General features: G+C 72.2%; 25 protein-coding genes. 12 read left to right on the top strand and 13 right to left on the bottom strand.

The genetic code is table 11. From position 1 onward, the window contains the following. The first annotated feature begins 132 nt into the window (after positions 1-132). The 5 genes from HD593_RS37005 (at position 133) to HD593_RS36985 (ending at position 4,844) form a co-directional block, all read left to right on the top strand. A complete protein-coding gene (locus HD593_RS37005) occupies positions 133-561 on the top strand; it encodes a CBS domain-containing protein (RefSeq protein ID WP_185106564.1) in 429 nt (142 codons plus the stop codon). Positions 562-582: 21 nt separating this feature from the next. Next, a complete protein-coding gene (locus HD593_RS37000; protein WP_185106563.1) occupies positions 583-1,224 on the top strand; it encodes an Rv1352/Rv1906c domain-containing protein in 642 nt (213 codons plus the stop codon). Between the two features lie 213 nt (positions 1,225-1,437). Then, positions 1,438-2,286 (top strand): endo alpha-1,4 polygalactosaminidase, encoded by an 849-nt coding sequence (locus HD593_RS36995; protein ID WP_185106562.1) that lies wholly within the window; start codon positions 1,438-1,440, stop codon positions 2,284-2,286. Positions 2,287-2,349: 63 nt separating this feature from the next. Next, positions 2,350-3,123, top strand: coding sequence for a cyclase family protein (locus tag HD593_RS36990; protein WP_185106561.1), 774 nt, complete (start codon positions 2,350-2,352; stop codon positions 3,121-3,123). Continuing rightward, positions 3,120-4,844, top strand: coding sequence for a thiamine pyrophosphate-binding protein (locus HD593_RS36985; protein ID WP_185106560.1), 1,725 nt, complete (start codon positions 3,120-3,122; stop codon positions 4,842-4,844). The genes HD593_RS36990 and HD593_RS36985 overlap by 4 nt, the downstream gene beginning before the upstream one ends. A gap of 129 nt (positions 4,845-4,973) precedes the next feature. On the opposite strand, the gene dhaM is transcribed toward HD593_RS36985, so the two are convergent. From dhaM to dhaK, 3 genes are all read right to left on the bottom strand, one after another. Beyond that, positions 4,974-5,348 (bottom strand): dihydroxyacetone kinase phosphoryl donor subunit DhaM, encoded by a 375-nt coding sequence (gene dhaM, locus HD593_RS36980; protein ID WP_185112358.1) that lies wholly within the window; start codon positions 5,346-5,348, stop codon positions 4,974-4,976. Positions 5,349-5,415: 67 nt separating this feature from the next. Further along, positions 5,416-6,033, bottom strand: coding sequence for a dihydroxyacetone kinase subunit DhaL (gene dhaL, locus HD593_RS36975; RefSeq protein ID WP_185112357.1), 618 nt, complete (start codon positions 6,031-6,033; stop codon positions 5,416-5,418). Continuing rightward, positions 6,033-7,013, bottom strand: coding sequence for a dihydroxyacetone kinase subunit DhaK (gene dhaK / locus HD593_RS36970; protein ID WP_185106559.1), 981 nt, complete (start codon positions 7,011-7,013; stop codon positions 6,033-6,035). The genes dhaL and dhaK overlap by 1 nt, the downstream gene beginning before the upstream one ends. Positions 7,014-7,058: 45 nt before the next feature. Here dhaK and HD593_RS36965 point away from each other — a divergent pair, with 45 nt between their 5' ends. Both HD593_RS36965 and HD593_RS36960 read left to right on the top strand, forming a co-directional pair. Further along, positions 7,059-8,234 carry a cytochrome P450 gene (locus tag HD593_RS36965; protein ID WP_185106558.1) on the top strand — a complete coding sequence of 392 codons (1,176 nt, stop codon included), beginning with the start codon at positions 7,059-7,061 and terminating at the stop codon, positions 8,232-8,234. An 18-nt stretch (positions 8,235-8,252) separates the two neighbouring features. Beyond that, positions 8,253-8,999 (top strand): lysophospholipid acyltransferase family protein, encoded by a 747-nt coding sequence (locus tag HD593_RS36960; protein WP_185106557.1) that lies wholly within the window; start codon positions 8,253-8,255, stop codon positions 8,997-8,999. A gap of 10 nt (positions 9,000-9,009) precedes the next feature. Here the strand turns inward: HD593_RS36960 and HD593_RS36955 are convergent, their stop codons facing one another. Continuing rightward, positions 9,010-9,219 (bottom strand): hypothetical protein, encoded by a 210-nt coding sequence (locus tag HD593_RS36955; RefSeq protein ID WP_185106556.1) that lies wholly within the window; start codon positions 9,217-9,219, stop codon positions 9,010-9,012. A 119-nt stretch (positions 9,220-9,338) separates the two neighbouring features. Here HD593_RS36955 and HD593_RS36950 point away from each other — a divergent pair, with 119 nt between their 5' ends. Then, entirely contained in the window at positions 9,339-9,560 is a 222-nt protein-coding gene (locus tag HD593_RS36950; protein ID WP_185106555.1) for a hypothetical protein, read from the top strand. Positions 9,561-9,628: 68 nt separating this feature from the next. Here the strand turns inward: HD593_RS36950 and HD593_RS36945 are convergent, their stop codons facing one another. Then, positions 9,629-10,435: a serine/threonine-protein kinase gene (locus HD593_RS36945; RefSeq protein WP_080040917.1), complete on the bottom strand. Its 807-nt coding sequence runs from the start codon at positions 10,433-10,435 to the stop codon at positions 9,629-9,631. A gap of 56 nt (positions 10,436-10,491) precedes the next feature. After that, positions 10,492-11,739 carry an MFS transporter gene (locus tag HD593_RS36940; RefSeq protein WP_312903962.1) on the bottom strand — a complete coding sequence of 416 codons (1,248 nt, stop codon included), beginning with the start codon at positions 11,737-11,739 and terminating at the stop codon, positions 10,492-10,494. A 68-nt stretch (positions 11,740-11,807) separates the two neighbouring features. Between HD593_RS36940 and HD593_RS36935 the strand changes: the two genes are divergently transcribed. After that, positions 11,808-12,392 carry an ArsR/SmtB family transcription factor gene (locus tag HD593_RS36935; protein WP_185106554.1) on the top strand — a complete coding sequence of 195 codons (585 nt, stop codon included), beginning with the start codon at positions 11,808-11,810 and terminating at the stop codon, positions 12,390-12,392. 289 nt (positions 12,393-12,681) lie between these two features. Here the strand turns inward: HD593_RS36935 and HD593_RS36930 are convergent, their stop codons facing one another. The 5 genes from HD593_RS36930 to HD593_RS36910 all read right to left on the bottom strand — a co-directional run bounded on the left by HD593_RS36930 (position 12,682) and on the right by HD593_RS36910 (position 17,542). Then, positions 12,682-13,305 carry a DJ-1/PfpI family protein gene (locus HD593_RS36930; protein WP_185106553.1) on the bottom strand — a complete coding sequence of 208 codons (624 nt, stop codon included), beginning with the start codon at positions 13,303-13,305 and terminating at the stop codon, positions 12,682-12,684. Further along, entirely contained in the window at positions 13,302-14,273 is a 972-nt protein-coding gene (locus HD593_RS36925; protein WP_185106552.1) for a GlxA family transcriptional regulator, read from the bottom strand. Before HD593_RS36925 ends, HD593_RS36930 begins: the two co-directional genes overlap by 4 nt. Before the next feature lie 55 nt (positions 14,274-14,328). Beyond that, positions 14,329-14,925, bottom strand: coding sequence for a hypothetical protein (locus tag HD593_RS36920; protein WP_185106551.1), 597 nt, complete (start codon positions 14,923-14,925; stop codon positions 14,329-14,331). A 73-nt stretch (positions 14,926-14,998) separates the two neighbouring features. Next, complete coding sequence (pruA, locus tag HD593_RS36915) at positions 14,999-16,624, bottom strand: L-glutamate gamma-semialdehyde dehydrogenase (RefSeq protein ID WP_185106550.1); 1,626 nt, start codon at positions 16,622-16,624, stop codon at positions 14,999-15,001. Then, entirely contained in the window at positions 16,625-17,542 is a 918-nt protein-coding gene (locus HD593_RS36910; protein WP_185106549.1) for a proline dehydrogenase family protein, read from the bottom strand. A 76-nt stretch (positions 17,543-17,618) separates the two neighbouring features. Here HD593_RS36910 and HD593_RS36905 point away from each other — a divergent pair, with 76 nt between their 5' ends. Then, positions 17,619-18,710, top strand: coding sequence for a PucR family transcriptional regulator (locus HD593_RS36905; RefSeq protein ID WP_185106548.1), 1,092 nt, complete (start codon positions 17,619-17,621; stop codon positions 18,708-18,710). A gap of 21 nt (positions 18,711-18,731) precedes the next feature. Here HD593_RS36905 and HD593_RS36900 read toward each other — a convergent pair whose 3' ends face one another. Then, entirely contained in the window at positions 18,732-19,598 is an 867-nt protein-coding gene (locus tag HD593_RS36900) for an alpha/beta fold hydrolase (RefSeq protein WP_185106547.1), read from the bottom strand. Between the two features lie 133 nt (positions 19,599-19,731). Here HD593_RS36900 and HD593_RS36895 point away from each other — a divergent pair, with 133 nt between their 5' ends. Together HD593_RS36895 and HD593_RS36890 are read left to right on the top strand one after the other, a co-directional pair. Further along, on the top strand, positions 19,732-24,204 hold the full coding sequence (locus tag HD593_RS36895) for an RHS repeat-associated core domain-containing protein (RefSeq protein WP_185106546.1): 4,473 nt from the start codon (positions 19,732-19,734) through the stop codon (positions 24,202-24,204). A 17-nt stretch (positions 24,205-24,221) separates the two neighbouring features. Continuing rightward, positions 24,222-24,479, top strand: coding sequence for a DUF7660 family protein (locus tag HD593_RS36890; protein WP_185106545.1), 258 nt, complete (start codon positions 24,222-24,224; stop codon positions 24,477-24,479). Here the strand turns inward: HD593_RS36890 and HD593_RS36885 are convergent. Continuing rightward, positions 24,470-25,192 (bottom strand): glycoside hydrolase family 16 protein, encoded by a 723-nt coding sequence (locus HD593_RS36885; RefSeq protein WP_185106544.1) that lies wholly within the window; start codon positions 25,190-25,192, stop codon positions 24,470-24,472. The genes HD593_RS36890 and HD593_RS36885 overlap by 10 nt on opposite strands. Positions 25,193-25,208 lie beyond the last annotated feature (16 nt).

The raw sequence follows: 25,208 nt of genomic DNA, 5'->3' as shown, positions 1-25,208 counted from the left end.
GTCCTTGGGTGATATTTCGGTCTTTGTACGGGATTTCGTACGCCAAGCAGCCTACGTGACCCATTGACTCCGTCCCCACGGGCTTGTTTGCCTGGATGCAGGCTTGGAAGACTGAGGGCAGAGGTGATGCACATGCTCATCGGGACCATCCTTCGCGGCAAGGGCAGTGGCGTGACGACCGTGGCGCCCGAGGCGACCGTGCGGGAGCTGCTCGCCAAGCTCGCGGAGCACAACATCGGAGCCGTGGTCGTCTCGACCGACGGCGAGGTCATCGAGGGGATCGTCTCCGAGCGCGACGTCGTGCGGCGCCTGCACGACCGCGGCGCCGCGATCCTCGACGCCCCCGTCTCGGCGATCATGACGACCGAGGTCACCACGGTCGGCCCCGGCGAGAACGTCGACTCGCTGCGGCGCACGATGACCACGCAGCGGTTCCGGCACATGCCGGTGGTCGAGGACGGCCGGCTCATCGGCATCGTGAGCATCGGCGACGTGGTCAAGAGCGCCATCGAGGAGCTGGAGACGGAGAAGGCGTCGCTCGTCGACTATCTCCACCGTTGACAGGGATGGCACGCTTGGTCCGTGATGTACGGGCCTCCGCCTCCTGACCACCCCCGGTACCCCGAGTACCCGCGGGCGACGAGCAGTCCGCCGATCATCGTGCTCGTCTCGGGGCTCGCCGCGCTGCTGGGCTTCCTGCTGGGCGTGCTCGTCGGGTTCGGGGCGGGGACGACGACGGAGGAGCCCGAGCCCAGGGTCACGGTCACCGTCGAGGACACCCCGCCGGAGGAGACGGCCCCGCCCCAGAGCTCACCCCCTCCCGCGAGCTCACCACCCCCCGCGCAGACCCAGCCCGGCCAGACCGGACAGCCTCAGCCAGGCCAGACCGGACAGCCTCAGCCAGGCCAGACGGGGCAGCCTCAGCCAGGTCAGACCGGACAGACCCAGCCGGGACTGGGGACGACGACACCGGGCGCCACCGGTGCCGCCGTCGATCTCTCCTCGCTCCTGCGCACGCTGGTCGTCGGCACCGACATCCAGCCCGGCACGTACCGCACGACCGGACCCATGACCGGCTTCCCCATGTGCTACTGGGCCAGGCTGCGCACCACGACCGGCGGCGTGATCGCCACCGGCATGCCGAACGGCCCCGCCACCGTCACCATCCAGGCCACGGACAAGGCGTTCCAGACGGGCGGCTGCGTGGAGTGGACCCGCGCCTGACGCGCCTTCCTGACCGAAGGGGTGGACAACCCGGCAGAAACGCGCAATTCTGGCGGGCGACAGAGAGGAGGCACGCCCGGGCGTGCTGGCGTGTCGTCCCTGCGTTCTATGGGCCACGCCACTCCGGCGTCCCTGGCCAGGGCGCCTGGCGGAGAGTGCGGAACAGCACGCGTGAGCCACCGATCCGAACCGTCTCGTTCGCGAGGAGTGACCATGCGTCTGTCCGTACTCGTCTCCGCGGCCGTCCTGGCCGCCACCGCCCTCGTCCCCGCCCCCGCCCAGGCGGCCACCGCCCTGCCGGCCCCCGTCGCCTGCGACGGCTGCTGGAAGCCCGCCCTGAACACGAGCTGGGAGTGGCGGCTGTCCTCCCTGCCCGCCAAGCCGTTCCTCGACGTGCAGATGTACGACATCGACGGCTTCGCCGCCGCCGAGAGCGGCACCATCGTCAAGGCGCTCAAGGCCGCCAGGCCCGGCCGCAAGCTCGTCTGCTACATCAGCGCCGGCTCGCACGAGGACTGGCGGCCCGACGCCGGGCAGTTCCCGGCCGGCGTGCTCGGCAAGCCGCTGGACGAGTGGGAGGGCGAGCGCTGGCTCGACATCCGCCAGTACACCGGCAAGCTCGGCGAGATCATGAAGGCCAGGCTCGACATGTGCAAGGCGGCCGGGTTCGACGCCGTGGAGCCCGACAACGTCGACGCCTACACCAACGACAGCGGCTTCCCGCTCAAGGCCGCCGACCAGCTCGCCTACAACGCCTGGTTCGCCAACGAGGCGCACAAGCGGGGCCTGTCCGTCGGGCTCAAGAACGACGTGGCCCAGATCCCGCGGCTGCTGCCGTACTTCGACTTCGCGGTCAACGAGCAGTGCTGGCAGTACTCCGAGTGCACCACCGCGCAGAACGGCACGTACGGCTACGACCAGTTCGTCAAGGCCGGCAAGGCCGTCTTCCAGGTCGAATACGAGCTGAGGACCTCGCAGTTCTGCGCCAGGTCCAACGCCCAGAACTTCAACTCGCTGAAGAAGACCTACGACCTCGACGGGACCCGCACCGCCTGCCGCTAGAGCGGTGTTTGCACTGGTAGGGCGAGCGTAGGAGGATGCGCTCAACCCACCAAGGAGGAAGACATGTCGGTGTTGCGGAGCTTTGTCGACAGCGTGCGCAGCGGGGCCATCGAAGTGATCGATCTGACCGCGCCCCTCTCGGCGGAGACGCCCATCCTCCAGCTGCCCGAGCCGTTCGGCAACACGATCCCGTTCCGGCTGGAGGAGATCAGCCGGTACGACGACCGCGGCCCGGGCTGGTACTGGAACGACATCCACACCGGCGAGCACACCGGCACCCATTTCGACGCCCCCGTGCACTGGGTCACCGGCCGCGACGGCCAGGACGTCTCCCAGGTGCCCGCGCGCAGCCTGATCGCGCCCGCCGTGGTGCTCGACTTCACGGCGGAGGCGTCGAAGGACCCCGACTTCCTCCTGCAGATCGACCACGTCAAGGAGTGGGAGCGGGCCAACGGCCCGCTCCCCGACGGCGGCTGGCTGCTCTACCGCACGGGCTGGGACACCCGCTCCGGCGACCAGGCGGCCTTCCTGAACGCCGACGAGACCGGGCCGCACACGCCCGGCGTCTCCGTCGAGTGCGCGCGGTGGCTGGCCGCCGAGACCCCCATCCTCGGCATCGGCGTCGAGACCGTCGGCACCGACGCGGGCGCCGCCCACTCCTTCGACCCGGCCTTCCCCTGCCACTCCTTCCTGCTGGGCGCGGGCAAGTACGGCCTCACCCAGCTCCGCAACATCGACCGCCTGCCGGTGACCGGCGCCGTCGTGGTCGCGCCGCCGCTGCCCATCGTGGGCGGCTCGGGCAGCCCGGTGCGCGTGCTGGCCCTGGTGGAACGTTGATCGTCGCGGAGGCCGTCGGCCGGGCCCTGGCCGCGTGCGGGGCCGAGGCCGTGTTCGGCGTGGTCGGCAGCGGCAACTTCCACGTCACCAACGCCCTCGTGGCGAGCGGCGCGCGCTTCGTCGCCGCCCGCCACGAGGGCGGCGCCGCCACCATGGCCGACGCCTACGCCCGGATGAGCGGGCACGTCGGCGTGGTGTCGGTGCACCAGGGGCCGGGGCTCACGAACGCCATGACCGGCCTCACGGAGGCGGCCAAGAGCCGTACGCCGCTGATCGTGCTCGCCGGGGAGGCCACCGAAGCCCAGTCCAACTTCCACATCGACCAGGCCGCCCTGGCGACCGCGGTGGGGGCGGTGGCGCTGCGGGTGGCCTCGGCCGAGGGCGCCGTGGAGCAGGTCGTGGAGGCGTACCGGACGGCGGTGGGGGAGCGGCGCACGGTGCTGCTGAACCTGCCCCTCGACGTCCAGTCCGCCCCCTACGAGGGGCCGGAGGACGTCGCCGGGCTCGCCACCGCGCTGCTGCGCCCGGCGGCCACGCGCCCTCACCCGACCGCCCCGCCGGGCGGCGCCTCGGCGGGGGCCGCTCTGGCAGGGGCGGCTCTGGCCGAAGTCGCCTCGCCTGGCGGAGGCACGGAGGTGGAGGTGGCGGCGCTGGCCGGGGCGTTGGCGGCGGCTCGGCGGCCCGTGTTCATCGCCGGGCGCGGGGCCAGGCATGCCCGGCACGAGCTGGAGGAGCTGGCCGGGCGGACGGGCGCGCTGCTGGCGACGTCCGCGGTGGCCAGAGGGCTCTTCCGCGGCAGCCCGTGGGACCTGGACGTCTCCGGCGGGTTCGCCACGCCGCTGACCGCCGAGCTGATCCGCGAGGCCGACCTGGTCGTCGCCTGGGGCTGCGCGCTGAACATGTGGACCACCCGCCACGGCTCGCTCATCTCGCCCGGCGCCCGGGTGGCGAAGGTGGACCTCGACGCCGCGGCGCTCAAGACGCACGTCCCCGCCGACCTGGGCGTGGTGGGCGACGTGGCCGAGGTCGCCCGGGCGGTGACGGCCCGGGCCGAGCAGGCTTCCGGCTACCGTACGCCCGGGGTGGCCGAGCGCATCCGGGCCGAGGGGCGCTGGAGGGCCGTCCCGTACGGGGACGAGAGCGGCGGCGGGAGGATCGACCCGAGGACGCTCACGATCGGCCTGGACGACCTCCTGCCCCCGGAGCGGATCGTCTCCATCGATTCCGGGAACTTCATGGGATATCCGTCGATGTTCCTTGATGTCCCGGACGAGGGCGGGTTCTGCTTCACGCAGGCGTTCCAGTCGGTCGGGCTGGGGCTGGCGACGGCGATCGGCGCCGCCGTGGCCCGCCCCGACCGCCTCCCGGTGGCCGCGCTCGGCGACGGCGGCCTGCTCATGGGCCTGGCCGAGCTGGAGACCGTGGTCAGGCTCGGGCTGCCGATGGTGATCGTCGTGTACGACGACGAGGCGTACGGGGCGGAGGTGCACCACTTCGGGCCGCACGGTCACCCGCTCGGCACGGTCACGTTCCCACCGGCCGACCTGGCCGCCATCGCCCGCGGCCACGGCCTGGCCGCTGTGACCGTCACCCGCCGGGAGGACCTGGCGGGCGTGGCGGGCTGGCTGGACGGCCCGCGCGACCGGCCCCTGCTCGTGCACGCCAAGGTGGCGGGGGAGCGCGGCTCGTGGTGGCTGGAGGAGGCCTTCAAGGGCCACTGACCACACCCGGCCCACACCCGGCCCACACCCGGCCCGCAGGCGGCTCGCAGGCCGGTGGGCGCACCAGGCCCGGGTACTCGGAGCGGCCGTTCGGAGCGGGCGTTCATCGCGAGCGCTCGGAGCGGCCGTTCAGAGTTTGCGGAAGGCGCGGGCCTCCTCGGCCGCCTCCAGCACGTCGGCCAGGGAGGCCCCCGTGCCCGCCGCCACCGCCGCCGCGACCGCCCCCTCCACGAACGGCACGTCCGCCACCACCACCCGCCCGTCCTCCTCCAGCAGCCGGGCGGTCAGCACCGAGCTGCCGAGATCCGGGATGATCACCACCCCGAAGCCGCTGTCGACGCTGCGCACGGCCGCCTCGATGAGGTCCAGGCTCGTGCCCAGCCCGCCGTCCACCGTGCCCCCGGCCGCCGCCAGGGGCGCGTCCTCGCCCGCGATCCCGCGGACCAGTGCCACCGTCTCGTCCGCCAGCCCGGCGCTGTGCGAGACCAGCACCACACCCACCATCACGCCGCCCCGCCACCTCCCGTCGAAGCACCGCCGCCCGTCACAGAACCGGTCCGTGCCGCCACGGTCATCCGGCCACGGTGGCCAGCGCCGCCATGAAGAGTGCCGACGACGCCGCGCCCGGGTCCTCGTGCCCGATGCTGCGCTCGCCGAGGTAGCTGGCCCGACCCTTCCTCGCCTGCATCGGGATCGTGGCCTTGGAGCCGTCCGCGGCCGCGCGGGCCGCCTGGTCGAGCGCCTCGCGGACCCCGACCCCATCACGTACGGCCAGGGCCAGCGCACGGGAGGCGGGGGCCAGCGCGTCCACCATGGTCTTGTCGCCCAGCGCGGCCTTGCCCAGCCGCTCGACCGCCACCACGCCCTCCTCGAACGCCGCCGCGAACCCGGCCAGCGTCACCGGCGTCTCCAGCGCCTTGCCCATCTGCCGGAACAGCGACCCGTACAGCGGCCCCGAAGCGCCGCCGACGCGGCGGATCAGCGTCGCGCCCGCCGTCGCCAGCACCTGCGCCTCCGACTCGATCGCCGTGTCGGCCAGCGCCTTGAGCACCTCGGTGAGGCCGCGGTCGAGGTTGGTGCCGTGGTCGGCGTCGCCGATCGCCGCGTCCAGCCGGGTCAGCCGGTCGCGGTCGGCGCGTACGAGCCTGGCCGCCTCCTCGAACCAGGCCACGAACAGCGCTGCCTCCATCACCGCCCCCAGCGCAGGCCGGGCGTCTCGACCGGCGCGTCCCACAACCGGGTCAGCCTGTCGTCGAGCCGGCAGACGGTCACGGAGAAGCCCTGCATCTCCAGGCTCGTCACGTAGTTGCCCACCAGCGACCGCGTCACCCGCGCCCCCTTGCCCCTGACGAACGCCGCCACCTCGGCGAACACGACGTACAGCTCCATGAGGGGGGTGCCGCCCATGCCGTTCACCATCACCAGCAGGTCGCCCTGGAGCGGCAGGTCGCTGTGGACGGCCTCCATGGCCACGCCCGCCAGCTCGCGCGCCGACACCATCGGCACCCTGGCCCTCCCGGGCTCGCCGTGGATGCCGATGCCCAGCTCCACGTCCGTCTCCGGCAGGTCGAACGTGGGCTTCCCGGCCGCCGGGACCGTGCAGGAGGACAGCGCGATGCCGAACGACCTGCTGCGCTCGTCCACCTCGGTCGCCACGGCGGCCACCTCGGCCAGCGGCGCGCCCTCCTCGGCCAGCGCCCCGGCCATCTTCTCCACGAACAGCGTCGCGCCGGTGCCGCGGCGGCCGGCCGTGTAGAGGGAGTCCTGGACGGCCACGTCGTCGTCCACCAGCACGCTGACCACCTCGACGCCCTCGGCCAGCTCGGCGGCCATCTCGAAGTTGAGCACGTCGCCCGTGTAGTTCTTGACGATGTGCAGCACCCCGGCGCCGCCGTCCACGGCCTTCGTGGCGTCGATGATCTGGTCGGGGACCGGCGAGGTGAACACCTCGCCGGGGCAGGCGGCGTCCAGCATGCCGTGACCGACGAACCCGGCGTGCAGCGGCTCGTGCCCGGAGCCGCCGCCCGAGACCAGCCCCACCTTGCCGGGGCGGGGGCCGTCCGCCCGGTAGACCACCCGGTCGCGGATGCGGAGCGACGGGTGGGCGGCGGCCATGCCGTTCAGCGCGTCTTCAACTACGGAGTCCGCCGAGTTGATGAGCTTCTTCATGGTCAAAACATCTGCCCGTTTTCACGACCGCGCAAGCGTCGTAGCGTGGGCGGGGTGGATGTCGTCTACAACCCGTACGATCCCGCGGTGAACGACGAGCCCTACCCCGTCTACGCGCGGCTGCGTGCGCGAGCGCCTCTCTACCACAATCCCGAGCTCGGCTTCTGGGCGCTGTCCCGGTACGCCGACGTCTCGGCCGCGCTCACCGACAGCTCGCTGCTGTCCAGCGACCACGGCCCCATGCTGGACCCGGGCGCCTGGGGGCCGCACGCGCGCACGTTCCTGTCGTTCGTGGCCATGGACCCGCCGGAGCACACCCGCATGCGCGCCGCCATCTCCCGCGGTTTCACCCCGCGCCGGGTCGCCGCGCTCGAACCGATGATCAGGCAGATCGCCCGCGGGCACATCGAACGGGCGGTCGAGCGGCGCACGTTCGACTTCGCCCGCGAGATCGCGGCCCGGCTGCCGCTCGACGTGATCTCCGAGCTGGTGGGCGTGCCGCCGTCCGAACGGGCGCACGTACGCGGGAACTTCGGCGCCGCGCTCACGTACGACCCCGAGGGCAGGATGGCCGAGGACGGGCTCAGGAGCATCATCGGGCTCGGCGACTACTACCGCTCGATCATCGCGGAGCGCAGGAAGGCGCCCCGCGACGACCTCGTGTCCGTGCTCGTCGCCGACGACGAGCTGACCGACGAGGACATCGTGGCGTTCCTCTTCCTGCTCATCGGCGCCGGCGCGGAGACCACCACCCACCTGCTCAGCGCCGCCTGGTACTGGGCGTGGCGCAACCCCGGCCAGCGCGCCGCCGCCTTCGGCGGGGCGATCGAGGAGTGGATGGAGGAGTCGCTGCGCTACGACACGCCCGCGCACGGCATCGCCCGCCGCCTCACCCGCGACACCGACTGGTACGGCGTCCGTGTCCCCAAGGACTCCAGGGTGTGGCTCCTGATCGGCTCGGCCAACCGCGACGAGACCGTCTTCCCCGCCCCCGACGTCTACGACCTGGGCCGCGACACCGCCCGCGCGATCAGCTTCGGCTCCGGCCGCCACTACTGCCTCGGCGGCCCCCTGGCGAGGCTGGAGGGCCGGATCGCCCTGGAGGAGCTGACCAGGGCCGTCACGCCCGGCTACGACCTCGACCCGACCGGCATCAGGCGCACCGCCCACGGCAACGTGCGGGGCATGGTGAGCCTCCCGACTACCGTGACACCCGTCTGAGTAGGTTACCTTCTGCACATGGCTGAGATCGTGTACCCGCCGGTGATCGCCGCCGCGCGGACCCTCTTTCGCGTGCTCGACGTCCGCTTCCACATGGAGGGCACCGAGCACGTGCCGCGGTCCGGGGGAGCGGTGCTGGTGAGCAACCACATCAGCTACCTCGACTTCATCTTCGCGGGGTTCGCCGCGCTGCCGTCGAAGCGGCTGGTCCGCTTCATGGCCAAGGAGGACGTGTTCACGCACCGGATCTCGGGGCCGCTGATGCGCGGGATGCATCACATCCCGGTGGACCGGGGGGCGGGCGCGGGCTCGTACGCGACGGCGCTGCGGATGCTGAAGGCGGGCGAGGTGGTGGGCGTGTTCGCCGAGGCCACGATCAGCCGGTCGTTCACCGTCAAGGAGATCAAGAACGGGGCGATCCGCATGGCCATGGCCACCGGCACCCCGATCATCCCGGTGAGCCTGTGGGGCAGCCAGCGGCTGTGGACCAAGGGCAGGCCGCGCAAGCTGCTCCAGCGTCACGTGCCGCTCACCATCCTGGTGGGCAAGCCGATGTACCCCAAGCGCGGCGAGAACGTCAACGATCACACGGCCGACCTGCACTCCCGCCTGTCGGAGCTGGTGGACCGGGCGCAGCGCACGTACCCGGAGGTGCCGCAGGGGGTGTGGTGGCAGCCGGCCCACCTCGGCGGCACGGCGCCGACGCCCGAGGAGGCCGCGGCCATGGACGCCGCCGAGGCCGAGGCGCGCGCCAAGCGCGACTAGACGGGGGTGACTAGACGAGGCTGCCCTTCTCCGCCTCGATCAGCCCGTTGGAGACGGCGCGGAGCAGCACTTCCGGAGCTCCGCCGTCGTCCTCGTTCACGAAGACGCGGACCTGTTTCTGCGCCCGGCTGAGCGCCAGGTAGAGCAGCGACAGCAGCCGGGTCCGCTCGTTGGCGGTCGGCAGGGCGAGGCGCAGGTCCGGGATGCCGGCGACGAGCACGGAGTCGAACTGCAGCCCCGCCAGGTACTCCGCCGGGCCGACGATGAGCCCGCGATGCCGGTAGCCGAGCCCTTCGAGGCCGGACCGCCCGGAGACAGCGGAACGCAGGTGACCCGGCCGTGATGTTTGTCGTGCGCGAAGTCGCAGTCGGCGGTGATGATGAGCAGGTTTCTCCGCCACATCGACGCGGCCGGGTCGACGGCCTCCAGAACGACGCCCTGCCGGAGCGGATCGGCCGGTCCCAGCTCGCGATATTCGGTGAACGGCTCGGCCACCTCACCACCTCCGGCCCGGAGATCATGCGTTCGTCCCGTAGCTCCACGGTAACGGAAAAGGCATGATCCGGAACGGTCTATCCGGGTGTGGTGAAAGCCGCCGGCTTCACCACACCCGCGCGATCCCGGAAGGGTCAGATGGCCGCCTGGTACGCGCTGGCGCGCATGCCCGCCAGCAACCCCGCCGTCTGCTCCGGCGTGTACCGCCGCACCGGATCGTGATGCAGCAGCCCCTCGATGAGCGGCCGCATCACCCCGGCCCGCCGGGGCGGCGGGTACGGCCCGCTGCGGGCCATGCCGAGCACCGTGGCGGCGTCCTGCCCCGGGTAGGGCGGCTGGCCCTCGATGGCGCTGTAGAGGGTGGCGCCGAAGGACCACATGTCGGCCTCCTTGCTGGCCGGCCCGCCGTGCAGCCGCTCGGGCGCCATGAAGGCGGGCGTGCCGCGCAGGCGGCGGGAGGTGGTCATGCGGATGTCGCCCTCGGCGGTCGCTATGCCGAAGTCGGTCAGCACCACCCGGTCGCCGGTCAGCATGACGTTGGCGGGCTTCACGTCACGGTGCAGCACGCCGGCCTGGTGGGCGGTGCGCAGCGCCGCGAGCAGGTGCTGCCCGATGGCCGCCACCGACTGGGCCGGCAGCGTGCCCACCTGTGAGAGCAACTGGTGCAACGAGAGCCCGTCGAGGTACTCCATCACGATCCAGAGCTTGCCGCCCTCCTCGATCAGGTCGTGGACCGTGATGATGTTCGGGTGCGTGAGCCCGGCGGCCATGCGCGCCTCACGCAGCACCCGGCGGCGCACCATCTCGGCCTCTCCGGCCAAGGTCAGCTCCTTAAGCGCCACCGTACGGTGGAGGAGCTGATCGAACGCCCGCCAGACGACTCCCATACCCCCACGACCGGCCTCCTCATTCAGGAGGTACCGTCCGCCGATCTTCCGCATACCATCCCCTCAAGCTCGGGGATAATCATGTCACCTCAGCACAGGCTGTAGGGTGCCTAACGTGATCTGGATATGTCGGAAAGTGTAGGTTCGCTGGTCAGAGGCCCAGAAAATTGATCTGACAGGGCGCGCCACACCAGTCCGACTGCCACCAAACATACTCCTGCGGCGCCCACGAGGGCGGCCGTGAGCCCCGCGAGCTCCGCCACGACGCCGCCCAGGGCCGCTCCCAGCGGCATGCCACCCATCCCGATCAGGCGGTATGCCGAATTGACCCTGCCGAGCAGTCCGGCCGGGATCAGCCGCTGCCGGGCCGAGATCACCAGGACGTTCCCCGCGGCGCCGACCAGCCCCCACAGCACCGCCGTCGGGTACAGCGTCCACGGGGACGGCACGATCACCGGCACCAGGAGCAGCACGCTGGTGGTCATCCAGTTGCCCACGAGCGTCCTGAGCTCGCCGAACACCGCCGCGGCCCGGCCGGCCAGCAGCGACCCGAACACCGCGCCGACGGCGAAGGCCGTGGTCATGAGGCCGTACTCGCCCGGCTCCAGCCCGATCCGCGACCCGTCGCCGACCGCCCACAGCACGAAGACGGCGAAGTAGCCGGCGTTGGCGAGGTTGAGCAGGCCGGCGGTGATCGCGAGGCTGCGCAGGATCCGGTGCCCCCACAGGTAACGCAGCGCCTCGGCGATGTCGGCCCGCATCGGCCGGCGCGCGGGCGGGTCCGGCAGCCGGTACGTCCCGCGCATGCCCAGCAGGAGCAGCCCCGCGGCGCCGTACAGGACGGCGGGGGCGCCGAAGACGGCGGCGGGCAGCGCCACGACGAGGAGCCCCGCGACGGGGGCGCCGACGAAGTCGTTGCCGATCATCTGGGCGGTGGACACCCGGCCGTTCGCCCTGGTCAGCTCCTCGCCGCGGACGGTCATGGGCAGGACGGACTGCGCTGACAGGTCCGCGAACACCTCGCACACCCCGGCCAGCAGCACGGCGGCGAGCAGCAGCCAGAGGTTCAGCAGGCCGAGCACGGCCAGGGCGGTGACGGCGGCGAGGAGGGCGGCGCGGACGAGGTTCGCGCCGACCATGACGCGGCGGCGGTCGGCCCGGTCGGCCAGGGCGCCCGCGTGCAGCGCCAGGACCAGCCACGGCAGCGTGGCGGCCGCTCCCACGAGGGAGACCAGGGTGGGGGAGCGGGTCATCGTCACCGCCAGCAGCGGCGCCCCGATCTTGAGTACGCCGTCCGCCAGGTTGGACAGCCCCGTGGATGACCACAGGAAGGCGAACGATCGCCCGAGACGTGCCACGGCTTGCTCCGCTAGTGTGTAAGGAAAAGTGTGCACAGGTTTCTTTGCAAAGATAGGCTTGCACAGTCATGCGAATCAAGTCCTTCTCCTCGCGGACGCTCGGCGCGAACGCGCTGAAGTCCTTCGCCCACCCGCTGCGCCTGCGGATCTACCAGCTCCTGGAGGAGCACGGCCCCTCCACCGCCACCCGCCTGGCCGGCCTCCTCGGCCAGAACACCGGCGCCACCAGCTACCACCTCAGGGAGCTCGCCAAGCACGGCATGATCGAGGTCGTGGCCGGGATGGGCCGCGGCAAGGAGAAGTACTGGCGCATCACGCCCGGCGGCTTCTCCTACGGCGACGCCCGTCCCGCCGACCCCGAGGTGGCGGGCGCGCTCGACTACCTGCTCGACGACCTCGTACGCACGCGCGGCGCCGAGCTGGCCCGCTGGCGCCAGGAATCGGCCACAGCGCCCGAGGAGTGGGTCCAGGCCAGCGTGTACGGGCGCCGCTCGCTGCGGCTCACCCCGGAGGAGACGGCGCGGATGCGGGACCAGGTGTTCGAGGTGCTGGAGCAGTACCGGGCGCTGTCGGACAGCGGCGACCGCGACGGGACCGGGCACGTCATCGTGCACTTCGACGTCCTGCCGGTCGGCTCGGAACGCGACGGCTGACGGGCGCGGCAGGGCTCAGAGGTGCCCGGGGCGATCACGGCCTAGGGATTTCCCTAGGTGCCGCCCTGAAGCCAGGGCCTCGCGCGACGCCATAGTTTCTTCGGCATCCGGCCTCGGCGCGAGCGGCATCTGGAACGCTCCAAGCCGCCGCGCGAGACCTCCGGGCCCCGCCGGACACAGGGCCTGGAGGAGCGGCGCCCTCGCCCCGGGCTGGAGGGACGGGGGCGCCCGCTCCACACGCCCGCTCCACACGCCCGCTCCACACGCCCGCTCCACACAGGGGGGCCGGTCAGGGGAGCAGGCTGAGGGCGCGCTCCATCATGGCCTGCGAGGCCGTCTTCGCCGAGCCGCTGTCGAACGGCGGCTGCGGGTCGTACTCGATCATGAGCTGCACGCTCCGCGCCGTCTCCTCATCGCTCGCCTGCCCCAGCAGCGTCAGCGCCATGTCGATGCCCGCCGACACCCCCGCGCCCGTCACGACCTTGCCCGCGGTGACCACGCGCTCGCTCACCGGCTCGGCCCCGTAGGTCTTGAGCATGTCCAGCACCCCCCAGTGCGAGGTCGCCGGCAGCCCCTCCAGCAGCCCCGCCGCGCCGAGCAGCAGCGAGCCGCTGCACACGGAGGTCGTCCACCTGGTGTGCTCGTGCGCCTGCCTGATCCAGGTCACCAGGGCCTCGTCGGACAGTGCGTCGAAGGTGCCGCTGCCGCCCGGGACCACGATCACGTCCGGCGCGGGCAGGTCGGCGTACGCGGCGGTGGCGTTGATCGTGAGCGTGCCGTGGTCGTCGGCGACCGGCCCCGCCTGGCCGGCCACGAACGTGACCGTGACGCCCGGCGCGAAGGCCAGCACCGTGTACGGCCCCACCGCGTCGAGCGCGGTGAAGCGGGGATAGAGCGGGATGGCTACGTTCATGGCTCTCGCCTCTCCTTGGCGTGGAATCGTCTGCGGTGGTCGCCGGGCGAGATCCGCCAGTGCCGGCGGAAGACCCGGTAGAGCGTCTCCTGCGTGCCGAGGCCCGACTCCCTGGCCACCGCGGCCAGGGGGAGGCCGGTCACCTCCAGCAGCCGCCTGGCCGTGTCGGCCCGGCTGCGTTCGACGTACCGGCCGGGTGACAGGCCGGTCTGCTCGGTGAAGACGCGGGAGAAGTGGCGCTCGCTCATCCCGGCGCGCGCGGCCAGCGCGGGCACGCTGAGGTCGGCGCCCGGGTTCGCGTCGATGTAGGCCTGCAGCTCCCTGAGCGGCTCGCTGCGCGGCGTCATGGCCCGCATCGGCGTGCTGAACTGGCTCTGCCCGCCGGGCCTGTGCAGGTAGACCACGAGGCCGCGGGCGACGTTCCTGGCGAGCGGGTGGCCGTGGTCCCTGGCGACCAGTGCCAGCGCCAGGTCCACCCCGGACAGCACGCCGGCCGAGGTCCAGACGTCGCCGTCCTCGATGTAGAGCGGGTCGGGGTCCACCTCGACGTCGGCGTACCGGCTGCCGAGCTCGCCGGCGGACAGCCAGTGCGTGGTGACCCGCCGGTGGTCCAGCAGCCCGGCCTCCGCCAGCAGGAACGCGCCGTTGCACACCGAGGCCACGCGGCGGGCGCCGGCCGCCAGGCGTACGATGTCGGCGATCAGCTCCCGGTCCTCGACGTGCTCGGGCACGGTCAGCCCGCCCGCCACCAGCAGCGTGTCGACCGTCCCCGCGGCCTCGCCGAGCGCGCCGGCCACGACCGTGACGCCGTTCCCCGCGCTGACGGCGCCCCCGCCCGGAGCCGCCACCTCCACCGCGTAGCCGCCATCGGGCACGATCAGGTCCGCCGTCCCGAACACGTCGGCGGGACCGGCCATGTCGAGGAGCTGGAACCCGGGGAAGACGACGATCAGGATTCGTCGCTGCATGCCTTTCATGCTGGTCGCGCCGCCCGGGTGGCGTCAACGACACGAATATTGCAGATTACGCCACGGGGTCGCCCAGGATGACGACGGGCGCGTCCTTCACGTCCATGCAGTCGCGCTCGATGCCCACGCCCGTGGCCTGCTCGACGAAGGCCAGCGCCGCGGCCCGCCTGCCGTCGTGGTCCTCCGGGCCGAGGGTGTCGAGCAGGGCGCGGAAGCCCGCCAGCACGTCGGGATCGCCGCCCTCGCGGCGCTGCCCGGACAGGACGAAGTCCCGCATCCACGCCCTGACCCTGCCGCCGGCCGCGTAGAGAACGGTCGCACCCCCGTTGAAGTGCCAGGTCACCATCCAGGACTGGACGTCCTCGCTCACCCTGGCGAGCACGTCGTCGGGGACGGCGTAGCCGAGGGAGAACTCCAGCAGCCCCCACGCCCCCTCGTCCTCGTGGACCAGGAAGACGGGCCGCTCCTCCTCCATCGCGGCCTCCTCCCTGGGGAAGGCCATGACGCGATGCTCGGGGTCGCGGCCGCCGTTCAGCCGCCACAGGACGTCGTCGACCGTCAGGCCCTCGTCCAGCGGCCGCACGACGATCCAGCAGATGTGGTCCCCCAGCCAGCCGTACCGCTGGAGAAGGTCCCGGTAGTGGTCGATCACGCCCTCATTGTGGGGCCGGCGTCAAGAGCCCCCGGGGGGCAGGACCCCGGGGGCTCTTGACGGCGATGGGCGGTCAGCCCATGTGCGGGTAACGGTGGTCGGTCGGCGGCACGAACGTCTCCTTGATCGCGCGGGCGCTCACCCACCGCGTCAGGTTGAAGATCGAGCCGGCCTTGTCGTTGGTGCCGGACGCGCGGCCGCCGCCGAACGGCTGCTGGCCCACGACGGCGCCCGTCGGCTTGTCGTTGACGTAGAAGTTGCCCGCCGCGAAGCGCAGCCGCTCGGCCGCCGTGGCGATGGCGTAACGGTCCTGGGCGATGATCGACCCGGTCAGCGCGTACGGCGCGATGCCCTCCATCTGGTCCACGACCCGGTCGTAGTCGCGGTCCTCGTAGACGTGCACGCCGAGGATCGGCCCGAAGTACTCCTTGACGAAGATCTCGTCGGCCGGGTTCGCGCACTCCAGGATGGTGGGCTTGACGAAGTAGCCGACGGAGTCGTCGTAGGAGCCGGTGAGCACGTCGATGTCGGAGGCCGCGCGCGCCCGGTCGATCGCCTCCTTGTGCTTGGCGAACGCCCGGCCGTCGATGACCGCGCCCATGAACGTCGACAGGTCCGCCGCCACGTCGCCCACCGTCAGCGACTCGGCGGTGGCGACGAAGTCGTCACGCATGCGGCTCCACAGCGACCGCGGCACGTACGCCCGCGACGCCGCCGAGCACTTCTGCCCCTGGTACTCGAACGCCCCCCTGACCAGCGCCGTCGTCAGCACGGCCGGGTCGGCCGAGGGGTGGGCGAGCACGAAGTCCTTGCCGCCGGTCTCCCCGACCAGGCGCGGGTAGGCGTGGTAGGCGGAGATGTTGGTGCCGATCGTGCGCCACAGGTGCTGGAACGTCGCGGTCGAGCCGGTGAAGTGGATGCCCGCGAGCGCCGGGTGCCCCAGCGCCACCTCGGACACGGCCTGCCCGTTGCCCGTCACCAGGTTGATCACGCCCGGCGGCAGCCCCGCCTCCTCCAGCAGCCGCATCGTGAAGTGCGCGGCGAACTGCTGCGTCGGCGACGGCTTCCAGACGACGACGTTGCCCATCAGCGCGGCCGACGTCGGCAGGTTGCCGGCGATCGCGGTGAAGTTGAACGGCGTGATCGCCAGCACGAATCCTTCGAGCGGGCGGTACTCCATCCGGTTCCACACGCCGGGCGACGAGATCGGCTGGTCGGCGTAGAGCTGGCGGGCGTAGGCCACGTTGAAGCGCAGGAAGTCGATCAGCTCGCAGGCCGCGTCGATCTCCGCCTGCTGCACCGACTTCGACTGCCCGAGGACTGTCGCCGCGTTCAGCGTCGCCCGCCACGGGCCCGCCAGCAGGTCCGCGGCCTTGAGGAAGATCGCCGCCCGCTCGTCGAACGACAGCGACCGCCACGCCGGGGCCGCCGTCAGCGCCGCCGCGATGGCGTCCTGCACGTCCTGGGCCGTAGCGTCGTTGGTACGGCCCAGGACGGAGGCATGGTTGTGCGGCTGCACCACGTCGATGGGGGCGCCGCCGCCGAGCCGCTGCTCGCCGCCGATGGTCATGGTCAGGTCGAGCGACGCGCCGGCCAGCTCCTTGATGCGGCCCGCCAGCGTCTCCCGCTCGGCGCTGCCGGGCGCGTAGCCGAACACGCGCTCGTTCGCGGGCACCGGGACGTTGCTGATGGCATCCATTTACTTACCCCCAAGGGCACGAAGGAAGAAGGCGACGTTGGCCGGGCGCTCCGCGAGGCGGCGCATGAAGTAGCCGTACCAGTCGTCGCCGTAGGGGACGTACACGCGGACCGTGTGACCGGCTCCCGCCAGGGCCTCCTGCCGGTCGGTCCTGATTCCGTAGAGCATCTGGAACTCGTGGTCGCCGATCGTCCTCCCGAAGCGGTCGGCGAGCAGCTCGGTGATCGCGATCATGCGGTCGTCGTGCGTCGCCACCATGGGGTACCCCTTCCCCGCCATGAGGATCCGAAGGCATCGCACGTACGCCTTGTCCACGTCCGACTTGCCCTGGTGCGCCACCGACGCGGGCTCGCGGTAGGCGCCCTTGACCAGGCGCACGCGGGAGCCCTCCGACGACAGGTCGCGGCAGTCCTGCTCGCTGCGGAACAGGTACGCCTGGATCGCCACGCCCGTGGACGGGTAGTCCTCGCGCAGCTTGCGCAGGATCGACAGCGTGGAGTCGACCGTGGTGTGGTCCTCCATGTCGAGCGTGACGGTCGAGCCGTTGGCGGCCGCGGCGGCGCAGATCTCGCGGGCGTGCTCCAGCGCCATCGACTCGTCGAGCCGCTGGCCGACGGCCGACAGCTTCACCGACACCTCGCCCCGGGTGCCCAGCGCGAGCGGCTCGACGGCCTGCAGCAGCGTGATGTAGGCGTTCGCGGTGTCCTCTGCGGCCCGCGCGTCGAGCGTCTCCTCGCCGAGGTGGTCCACGGTGACGGCGAGGTTCGCGTCGCGCAGCCGCTCGATCGCGGCATGGGCCTCCTGGACGCTCTCGCCCGCGACGAACCGCTGCACGACCTTCCTCGTGAGCGGGAAGCCTGACACGGTACGGCGTACGAGGCCGCTTCCGGAAGCGGCGAGGAGCAGTTGACCCAGCATGGGTTCAGTGTAGAAACCGCAGCTCAGAGGGGGCCATCGACGGGCGTAACGCGGCTTGTGGCAGGCTGTCGTACAAATGCACAACTCGGCTGACCTACAAGAGATCGTCGACGAGATCGCCGCCCGGCTGGGCGCGTCCGCGACGCTGGAGGACCGCTCGTTCCGGCTGCTGGCGTACGGGGCCCAGCACGGCGACATCGACACGGTCCGCCAGGAGTCGATCCTGCGCCGGCGCGCCACGGGCGAGGTACGCGACTACTTCGAACGCTACGGCATCGCCAGGGCCGGCGGCCCCGTCAGGATCCCCGCCGACGCCGAGCTCAAAGTGCTGGCCAGAGTCTGCTGGCCGCTGCGCCACGCCGACGTCACCTACGGCTACCTGTGGCTGCTGGACTCCGGCGAGCTGACCGACGAGTGGCTGCGGGCCGCCGCCCCGCTCGTCGCGCGCGCCGCCGCCGCGCTCGCCCAGGAGGCCAGGAGCCGCCAGGACCTCGGGCACGGCCTGCGCGCCCTGCTCTCCGCCGACCCGGAGGAGCGGGCCGGCGCCTCCATCGAGGTGCCGGGCCCGGTCGCGGCCATCGCCGTCCGCGAGTCGCAGGATCGCGTCGCCGCCCTCTGGACGCTTCCGCGCGGCGTCCTGGCCCGCGCGGGCTCCCCCGTCGCCCTGCTCGCCCCCGCCCACCTGGCGGCGGAGGTGGCGCAGACCGTGCGCGGCGCGTACGGCACCGCGGCCGGCATCGGCGCCCCCCGCGACGACCCGGCCGACGCCTGGCTGAGCTGGCGCGAGGCCCGCCAGGCGCTGCGCATCGCCGAGCACTTCCCCCGCCACGCGCCCATCGCCCGTTGGGAGGACCTGGGCGTGCACCGCCTGCTGGCCCGGCTGAGCCAGGCGGACCTGCGCGAGCTGGCCGAGGAGACCGCGGCGCTGGACACCGAGCTGGCCCAGACCGTGGAGGTCTACCTCGACCGCGGCGGCCACGTGCAGAAGACCGCCGCCGAGCTGGGCATCCACCGCCAGACGCTCTACTACCGGCTGGGCAAGGCCGAGCGCCTCACCCACCGCGACCTGTCGGACGGCGACGACCGGCTGGCCGTGCACCTGGGCCTGAAGGCGGCCCGCCTACGCACTCACGAGCCCCCGAGCGGTCCCGCTGCCACCCGCCCATGAAGCTGCGGGCCGGCCCGGGCGTTACGCGCTCAGGACCTGCCTCAGTGCGGCGGCGAAGGCCTCGGGCTGGCCCGGCATGCCGAACTCGTTACCCATGAAACCTCCGTGGTTGCTGGGGAAGGTGACGGGCTTCGTACCGAGCCGCTCGGCCGCGCCCTCGCCCCCGCGACGGGCCATCTCCCCCTCCGACTCGGCACCGACCGCGATCACGACCCGGGTCGAGGCGGCCCGCAGCGCGTCGAAGTCGGGCTCGTAGTGGGTGCAGGTGACGAGGTTCTGCCCCAGCAGCGCGTCGTCGCGCGACCCGTCGTCCTGCGCCGGCAGGCCCATCATGGCCGGGTCCGGCACCGGCAGCTCCTTCGGATCCGCCGGGAACTCGCCGCGGTGCCCCGTCAGCGCGATGAACTGCGCCATCGCCGGCCCGAAGCCCTCACGCTCGTACGTCTCCCGCATGTGCTTGATCGCGGCCATCGCCCGCTCCCGGTCCGGCAGCACCTTGGCGAGCGGCGGCTCGTGCGCCACCAGCGTGCGCACCTGCTCGGGATGCCGCGCCACCAGCGCCAGCGCGTTCACCGCGCCCCCGCTGCTGGCGAAGACGTCGACCGGGCCGCCGCCGATCGCGTCGATCAGCCGGTGCAGGTCGTCGGCGTGCAGCTCGGGCGTCGACTCGGCCAGGCCGTCGGTCCGCTTGCTCCGGGAGACCCCGCGCGGGTCGTACGTCACCACCGTGCGGTCCTCGAAGTGGCCGGCCAGGGTGGTGAAGCCGGTGGCGTCCATCGGGGAGCCGATCATCAGCAGGATCGGCTCGGCGCTCCCCTCGGCCGCGCGCACGTCGTAGGCGATGGTGGCGCCGGGCACCTCAAGGGTGTGGGTCTGGGGCTCGGTCATAGGGTCGCTCCTTCTCGTCGGTCGTCAATCTAGACCAGGAAACCGACAGAAAGTCATCGGCTTGAACCCCGGCCTCCGCCGGCCGCGTACAACACCGCGAGACCCAGCACGGGTCAGCGAAGCAGGTGATCTCATGCCGGGCGGATGGGAAACACTCGGGCTGGCGGGCGACCCTGCGCCGGGGGACCCGGTGCAGGTGCGGGCGCTGGCCACGCGTCTCCTTGACCAGGCGAAGCTGGCCGAGGACAACACGGCCCGGCTGGCTACGGTCTCGGGCAACAGCCCGGCGCTGAACATGCGCGGCGACTACGCGGCCAAGTACGCCGAGGCCCTGCGGACGCTGCCGGATGAGCTGGCCAAGCTGGGCAGGGCCTACCGCGGCGCGGGCACCGCGCTGAACACCTACGCCGGCAGCCTGGAGCAGGCCAAGACCCAGGCAGGTAGCGCGTTGCGGCAGGGGCAGGCGGCCGACGAGCAGTACCAGGGGGCGCTGCGCGAGGTTCGGGCCCAGTTGCCCGCCACGGCGGCGACGGGCAGCCTGGCCGAGGTGGAGTCGGCGGTGAGCGCGGCCGATCCGGCGGTGCAGGCGGCGGTACGGCCCGCCGTCACCCGCGCCCGCAACGCCGACGCCGACCGCACCCGGGCCCGGCGGATCGCCGAGGAGGCGGCCGGCCTGCGCGGGGATGCCGAGTCGCGGGCGGTGCGCGAGATCGAGCAGGCCCTGCACGGCAGCGGCATCCAGAACAAGTCCTGGCTGGAGAAGGCGTGGGAGACGGTCTCCACGCCGTTCCGGTCCTGGGACGACTTCGTGAATCTGGCTCGCAACGTGGCGATGGTGGCGGGGATCGCGGTGCTGATCGTCGGCACCGGCGGGCTGGCCGGGGCGATCCTCCTGGGGGCGGCGGTGGTGGCAGGGGCGGTGGTGTTCGCCGACTCGCTGAACAAGTACCGGCAGGGCAGGGCGGGCCTGGGCCAGGTGGTCCTGGACGGGATCGGCGTGTTCCCGGGCGGCCGCCAGGTGGGGATGCTGGCGCAGGGCGCCAAGGCGGTGGCGGCGCTGGGCGGGCTGGCGGCGGGGGTACGGGCCGGTGGCGGCACCGCGATGGGCCTGTTCCGGACCGCGGGGATCCCGGCGGGCGCGACGGCGGTCGCCGGTGCGGGGTTGCGCGGGGCGCTGGCCGGCGGCGCGGGCCGGGCCGCGACGGCCGCAGGGACGGCGTGGCGGAAAGCCAGGCAGTTCTTCAGCAAGGACCCGGTGCACTTCCCGACCGGCACCGTGCTGCTCCCCCAGCACGACGTCGAGCTGCCCGGGGTGTTACCGCTGGTGCTGGAGCGCACGCATCTGTCGTCCTACCAGGTGGGCCGCTGGTTCGGCCCGTCCTGGGCCTCCACCGTCGACCAGCGGCTGGAGATCGACGAGCAGGGCGTGTGCCTGGCGCTGGCCACCGGCGCGCTGCTCACCTTCCCGCACCCCGGCCCGGACGAGGTGCTGCCGGACGCGGGACCGCGCCTGCTGCTGACCCGCGACCCCGATGGCGAGGTCTACCGGGTGACGGATCCGGCCACCGGCCACACCCTGCACTTCACCGAGATCGACCAGGCCGAGGAGGAGGCGCGGGTGCTCCCGCTGACGGCCGTCACCGACCGCAACGGCAACCGCATCGACCTGCGCTACACCGGCGGCGTGCTCGCCGAGGTGTCACATTCCGGCGGCTACCACCTCGACATCGAGACGCACGCCGGCCTGATCGTGGCGATCCGGCTGCGCGAGGCCGGCCAGACGCTGGTCGCCTACCGCTACGACGAGCACCGCAACCTGACCGAAGTGATCAACTCCTCCGGCCTGCCGCTCCGCTTCGACTACGACGAGCACGGCCGGCTGACCCGCTGGATCGACCGGATCGGCACCTGGTACGCCTACACCTACGACGAGCAGGGCAGATGCGTCGAAGGCAGCGGCAGCGACGGCATCTTCGACACTCGGATCTCCTACGCCGGCGGCATCACCACGGCCCGCGACTCCCTCGGCCACGAGACCACCTACCACTACAACGACCTGCTCCAGGTCACCGAGCAGACCGACCCGCTGGGCAACACCACCCACTACCAGTGGGACCCGTACGACCGCCTGCTGTCCGAGACAGACCCCCTGGGCCGTACGACCACCTACACCTACGACGCCCGCAGCCTGCTCGCCATCACCCGCCCCGACGGCGCCCGCCGCACGCTCACCCGCGACGCCCTGGACCAGCCCGCCACCATCACCGACTTCGACGGCACCTCCTGGCGGCTCACCTACGACGAGCGCGGCAACCTCACCGCCGACCCCCGCAACACCTACACCCACGACGAGCACGGCCACCTGACCACGGTCACGGACGCCCTCGGCCAGGTCACCACCATCGAGAACAACCCGGCCGGCCTGCCCATCGCCGTCACCGACCCGCTCGGCGCCGTCACCCGCTACGAGCGTGACGCCTTCGGCCGCATCACCGCGATCACCGACCCGCTCGGCGACCTCACCCGCCAGAGCTGGACGGTCGAGGGCAGACCAGCCGCCCGCACCCTGCCCGGCGGCGCCACGGAACGGTGGACCCACGACGCGGAAGGCAACCTGACCGGGCACACCGACCCGCTCGGCCGGATCACCCGCCTCGACATCGGCCCCTTCGACCTGCCCAAGGCCAGGACCACCCCGGACGGGGCCCGCACCGAGTTCACCTACGACACCGAGCTGCGCCTCACCCAGGTCACCAACCCGCTCGGCCTCACCTGGCACTACACCTACGACCCCGCGGGCGCCCGCACCGGCGAGACCGACTTCAACGACCGCACGCTCGCCTACCGCTTCGACGCCGCCGGCCGGCTCACCGAGCGGGTCAACGGCGCGGGCCAGACCACCCGCTACACCCGCGACGTGCTCGGCCAGGTGGTCGAGCAGCGCTCCGGCGACCGTGTCACCACCTTCGCCTACGACCTGGCAGGCCGGCTCGTCCAGGCCGCCAACCCCGAGACCGACCTGCGCCTCGTCCGCGACGACCTGGGCCGGATCACCGAGGAGATCTGCAACGGCCGATCCCTCGCCTCCGCCTACGACGCCACCGGCCGCCGGGTGCTGCGCCGCACGCCGTCCGGCGCCGAGAGCACCTGGCTGTACGACGAGGCCGGCCACCCGGCCGCCCTGCACACCGCGGGCCAGACCATGCGCTTCACCCACGACCCGGCGGGCCGGCAGACGTCCCTGAGCTTCGGCGCCGGCGTGTCGCTCACCCAGGACTGGGACCCCGACTCCCGCCTGCGCGACCAGACCCTGCGCACGGCGAAGGGCAGGGTGCTGCAGCGGCGCACGTACGCCTACGGCCCGGACGGCGGGCTCACCGGCCTCGACGACCTCCTGGCCGGACGGCGCCACTACGACCTCGATCCCGCCGGCCGGGTCACCACCCTGCACGGCCTCGACTGGACCGAGCGCTACACCTACGACGCGGCCGGCCAGATCACCGACGCCCGCTGGCCGTCATCGCCGGACGTCCAGGGCCCCCGCACGCACACCGGCACCCAGCTCCGCAGGGCGGGAAACGTCCGCTACGAGTACGACGCCCAGGGCCGCGTGGTCCTCCGCCGGCGCAAGGGCCTGTCCGCCAAGCCCCGGACCTGGCACTACACCTGGGACGCCGACGACCGCCTGACCGAACTCGTCACCCCCGACGGCAGCCGCTGGCGCTACGTCTACGACCCCCTCGGCCGCCGCGTCGCCAAGGAACGCCACGACGGCACGGACCGCGTCGACTTCACCTGGGACGGCTTCACCCTCGCCGAGCAGACCGCCGCCGGGCGGGCCACCGTCTGGGAGTGGGAGCCGGAGGCGGTCCGCCCACTCACCCAGACGGAGCGCGTCCTCGAGGCCGGCCAGGAGTGGATCGACCGCCAGTTCTACGCCATCACCACCGACCTGGCGGGCACCCCGGCCGAGCTCATCGACCCCGAAGGCACGCTCGCCTGGCGTGCCGGGCACACGCTGTGGGGCTTCGCCTCGCAGGTCATGTCGGCGGGGGCGCACTGCCCGCTGCGGTTCCCGGGCCAGTACGCGGACGAGGAGTCGGACCTCCACTACAACCTGTTCCGCTACTACGATCCGGCGAGCGGGCGCTACACCTCCAGCGACCCTCTGGGGTTGTCGGGCGGCTGGAACCCGTACGCGTACGTGGTCAACCCGGCGACCTGGCTCGACCCGCTGGGCCTCAGCCCGTATCCGGCCAGGGGCGAGATCAACCCCAACGAGGTCCGGTTCTCCCAGGACAGTGTGAGTCCTCGGTACAGGACGGGGCAGACCATCGAAGAAACCGCCGAAGCCCTGCGGAACGGCACGCTCAGCCCAGCGGACCTGCCGACCATTCGCCTCTTCGAGCGCGATGGCCACTTGTTCACGTTGGATCACCGCCGGCTCGTCGCCTTCCAGAAGGCCGGACTAGAGTCCGTGCCCTATCGGATGGCGACTCCCGAAGAGATCAGGGACGAGGTCGGACGCAAGTTCCAGACGCGGACGGAGGGCATCGGCATCCAGATCCGTGGCGGTGAATGGCACGGCCCCCGGCCGGCTGACTGATGGGATGGTGAACGGACGTGAATCTGTATCAACAGGCCGACCAAGTGGTGACTCGGCAAGACCTTGCCAGGCTCATCGCCGCCATGGCGGAGGCCGCCGAGTCGCCGGAGAGCTCGAACTGGGAGAACATCACGTTGCCGCAGTTTCTTGAGGCTCTGGCCGCCTGGACCGACGGCATGGACGGCTATTTCCGCAACCAGGGAATGGCCGAACCGGAGCAACCCTCATGGTGGCTGATCGCCCAGATGCTCACCGCGGCCACCATCTACGAATAGCGGGCCTTGTAGACCTTCACCCAGTCCACGTACATCGACACGGTGTCAGGCGTCGAGGAGTCGCGGCAGCGCGGCTCGCACACCACGTCGTTCTGCAACGCCAGCCCCATCCGCCGCCCCTCCGGAACGTGCGCCCCCCGATACTCCCAGACCTTCTCCCCGTCCATCCAGAACGTCAGCCGCCCCGGCAGCCAGTCCACCGCCACCGTGTGCCACCGCGTGAAGTCGCCCCGCAGCACCTTCCTGGCACGGCCCTGCTTGCTGTGCACGAAGATCCCGCCGCCCTGCCGCTTCGGGTCGACGATCTCGGCGAAGTTGACCTCCGAGTGGGATCCGTCCTGGGAGGACGGCCAGAGCAGCGCCACCGGCGTGTACCCGGCCCCGGCCTCCGCCCTGAACCTGACCTCCCACCGGCCGTACTGCTGGGCGAGCCTGGTCGCCACGCCGCCCGACAGGTCCTTGCCGCCGTACAGGCCGCCCTTCAGCCGCAGCGCGCCGTTCGAGACCGAGGCGGCCTTCCCGGTGCGCGGGTTGTGCCGCGCCTGGGGCGAGTGGTAGATCATCCAGCGGTTCGTGTCGATGGCGGAGCCGTTGAAGTTCTCCACGAGCACGGGGCGGCCCCAGCTCGCCGGGGTCTGTGCGTGCGCGGTCTGGGGGAGGGCGGCGACGCCCGCGAGCGCCACCGCCGCCAAGATCGGACTGCGTGTAGGCATGCGGTCCATCGAAGCA

It is taken from the genome of Nonomuraea rubra, assembly GCF_014207985.1.
In the GTDB taxonomy this organism is placed as follows: Bacteria; Actinomycetota; Actinomycetes; order Streptosporangiales; family Streptosporangiaceae; genus Nonomuraea; species Nonomuraea rubra.
Note: the sequence above shows the minus strand (reverse complement) of the source record. Positions and strands in the feature narration are given on the sequence as shown.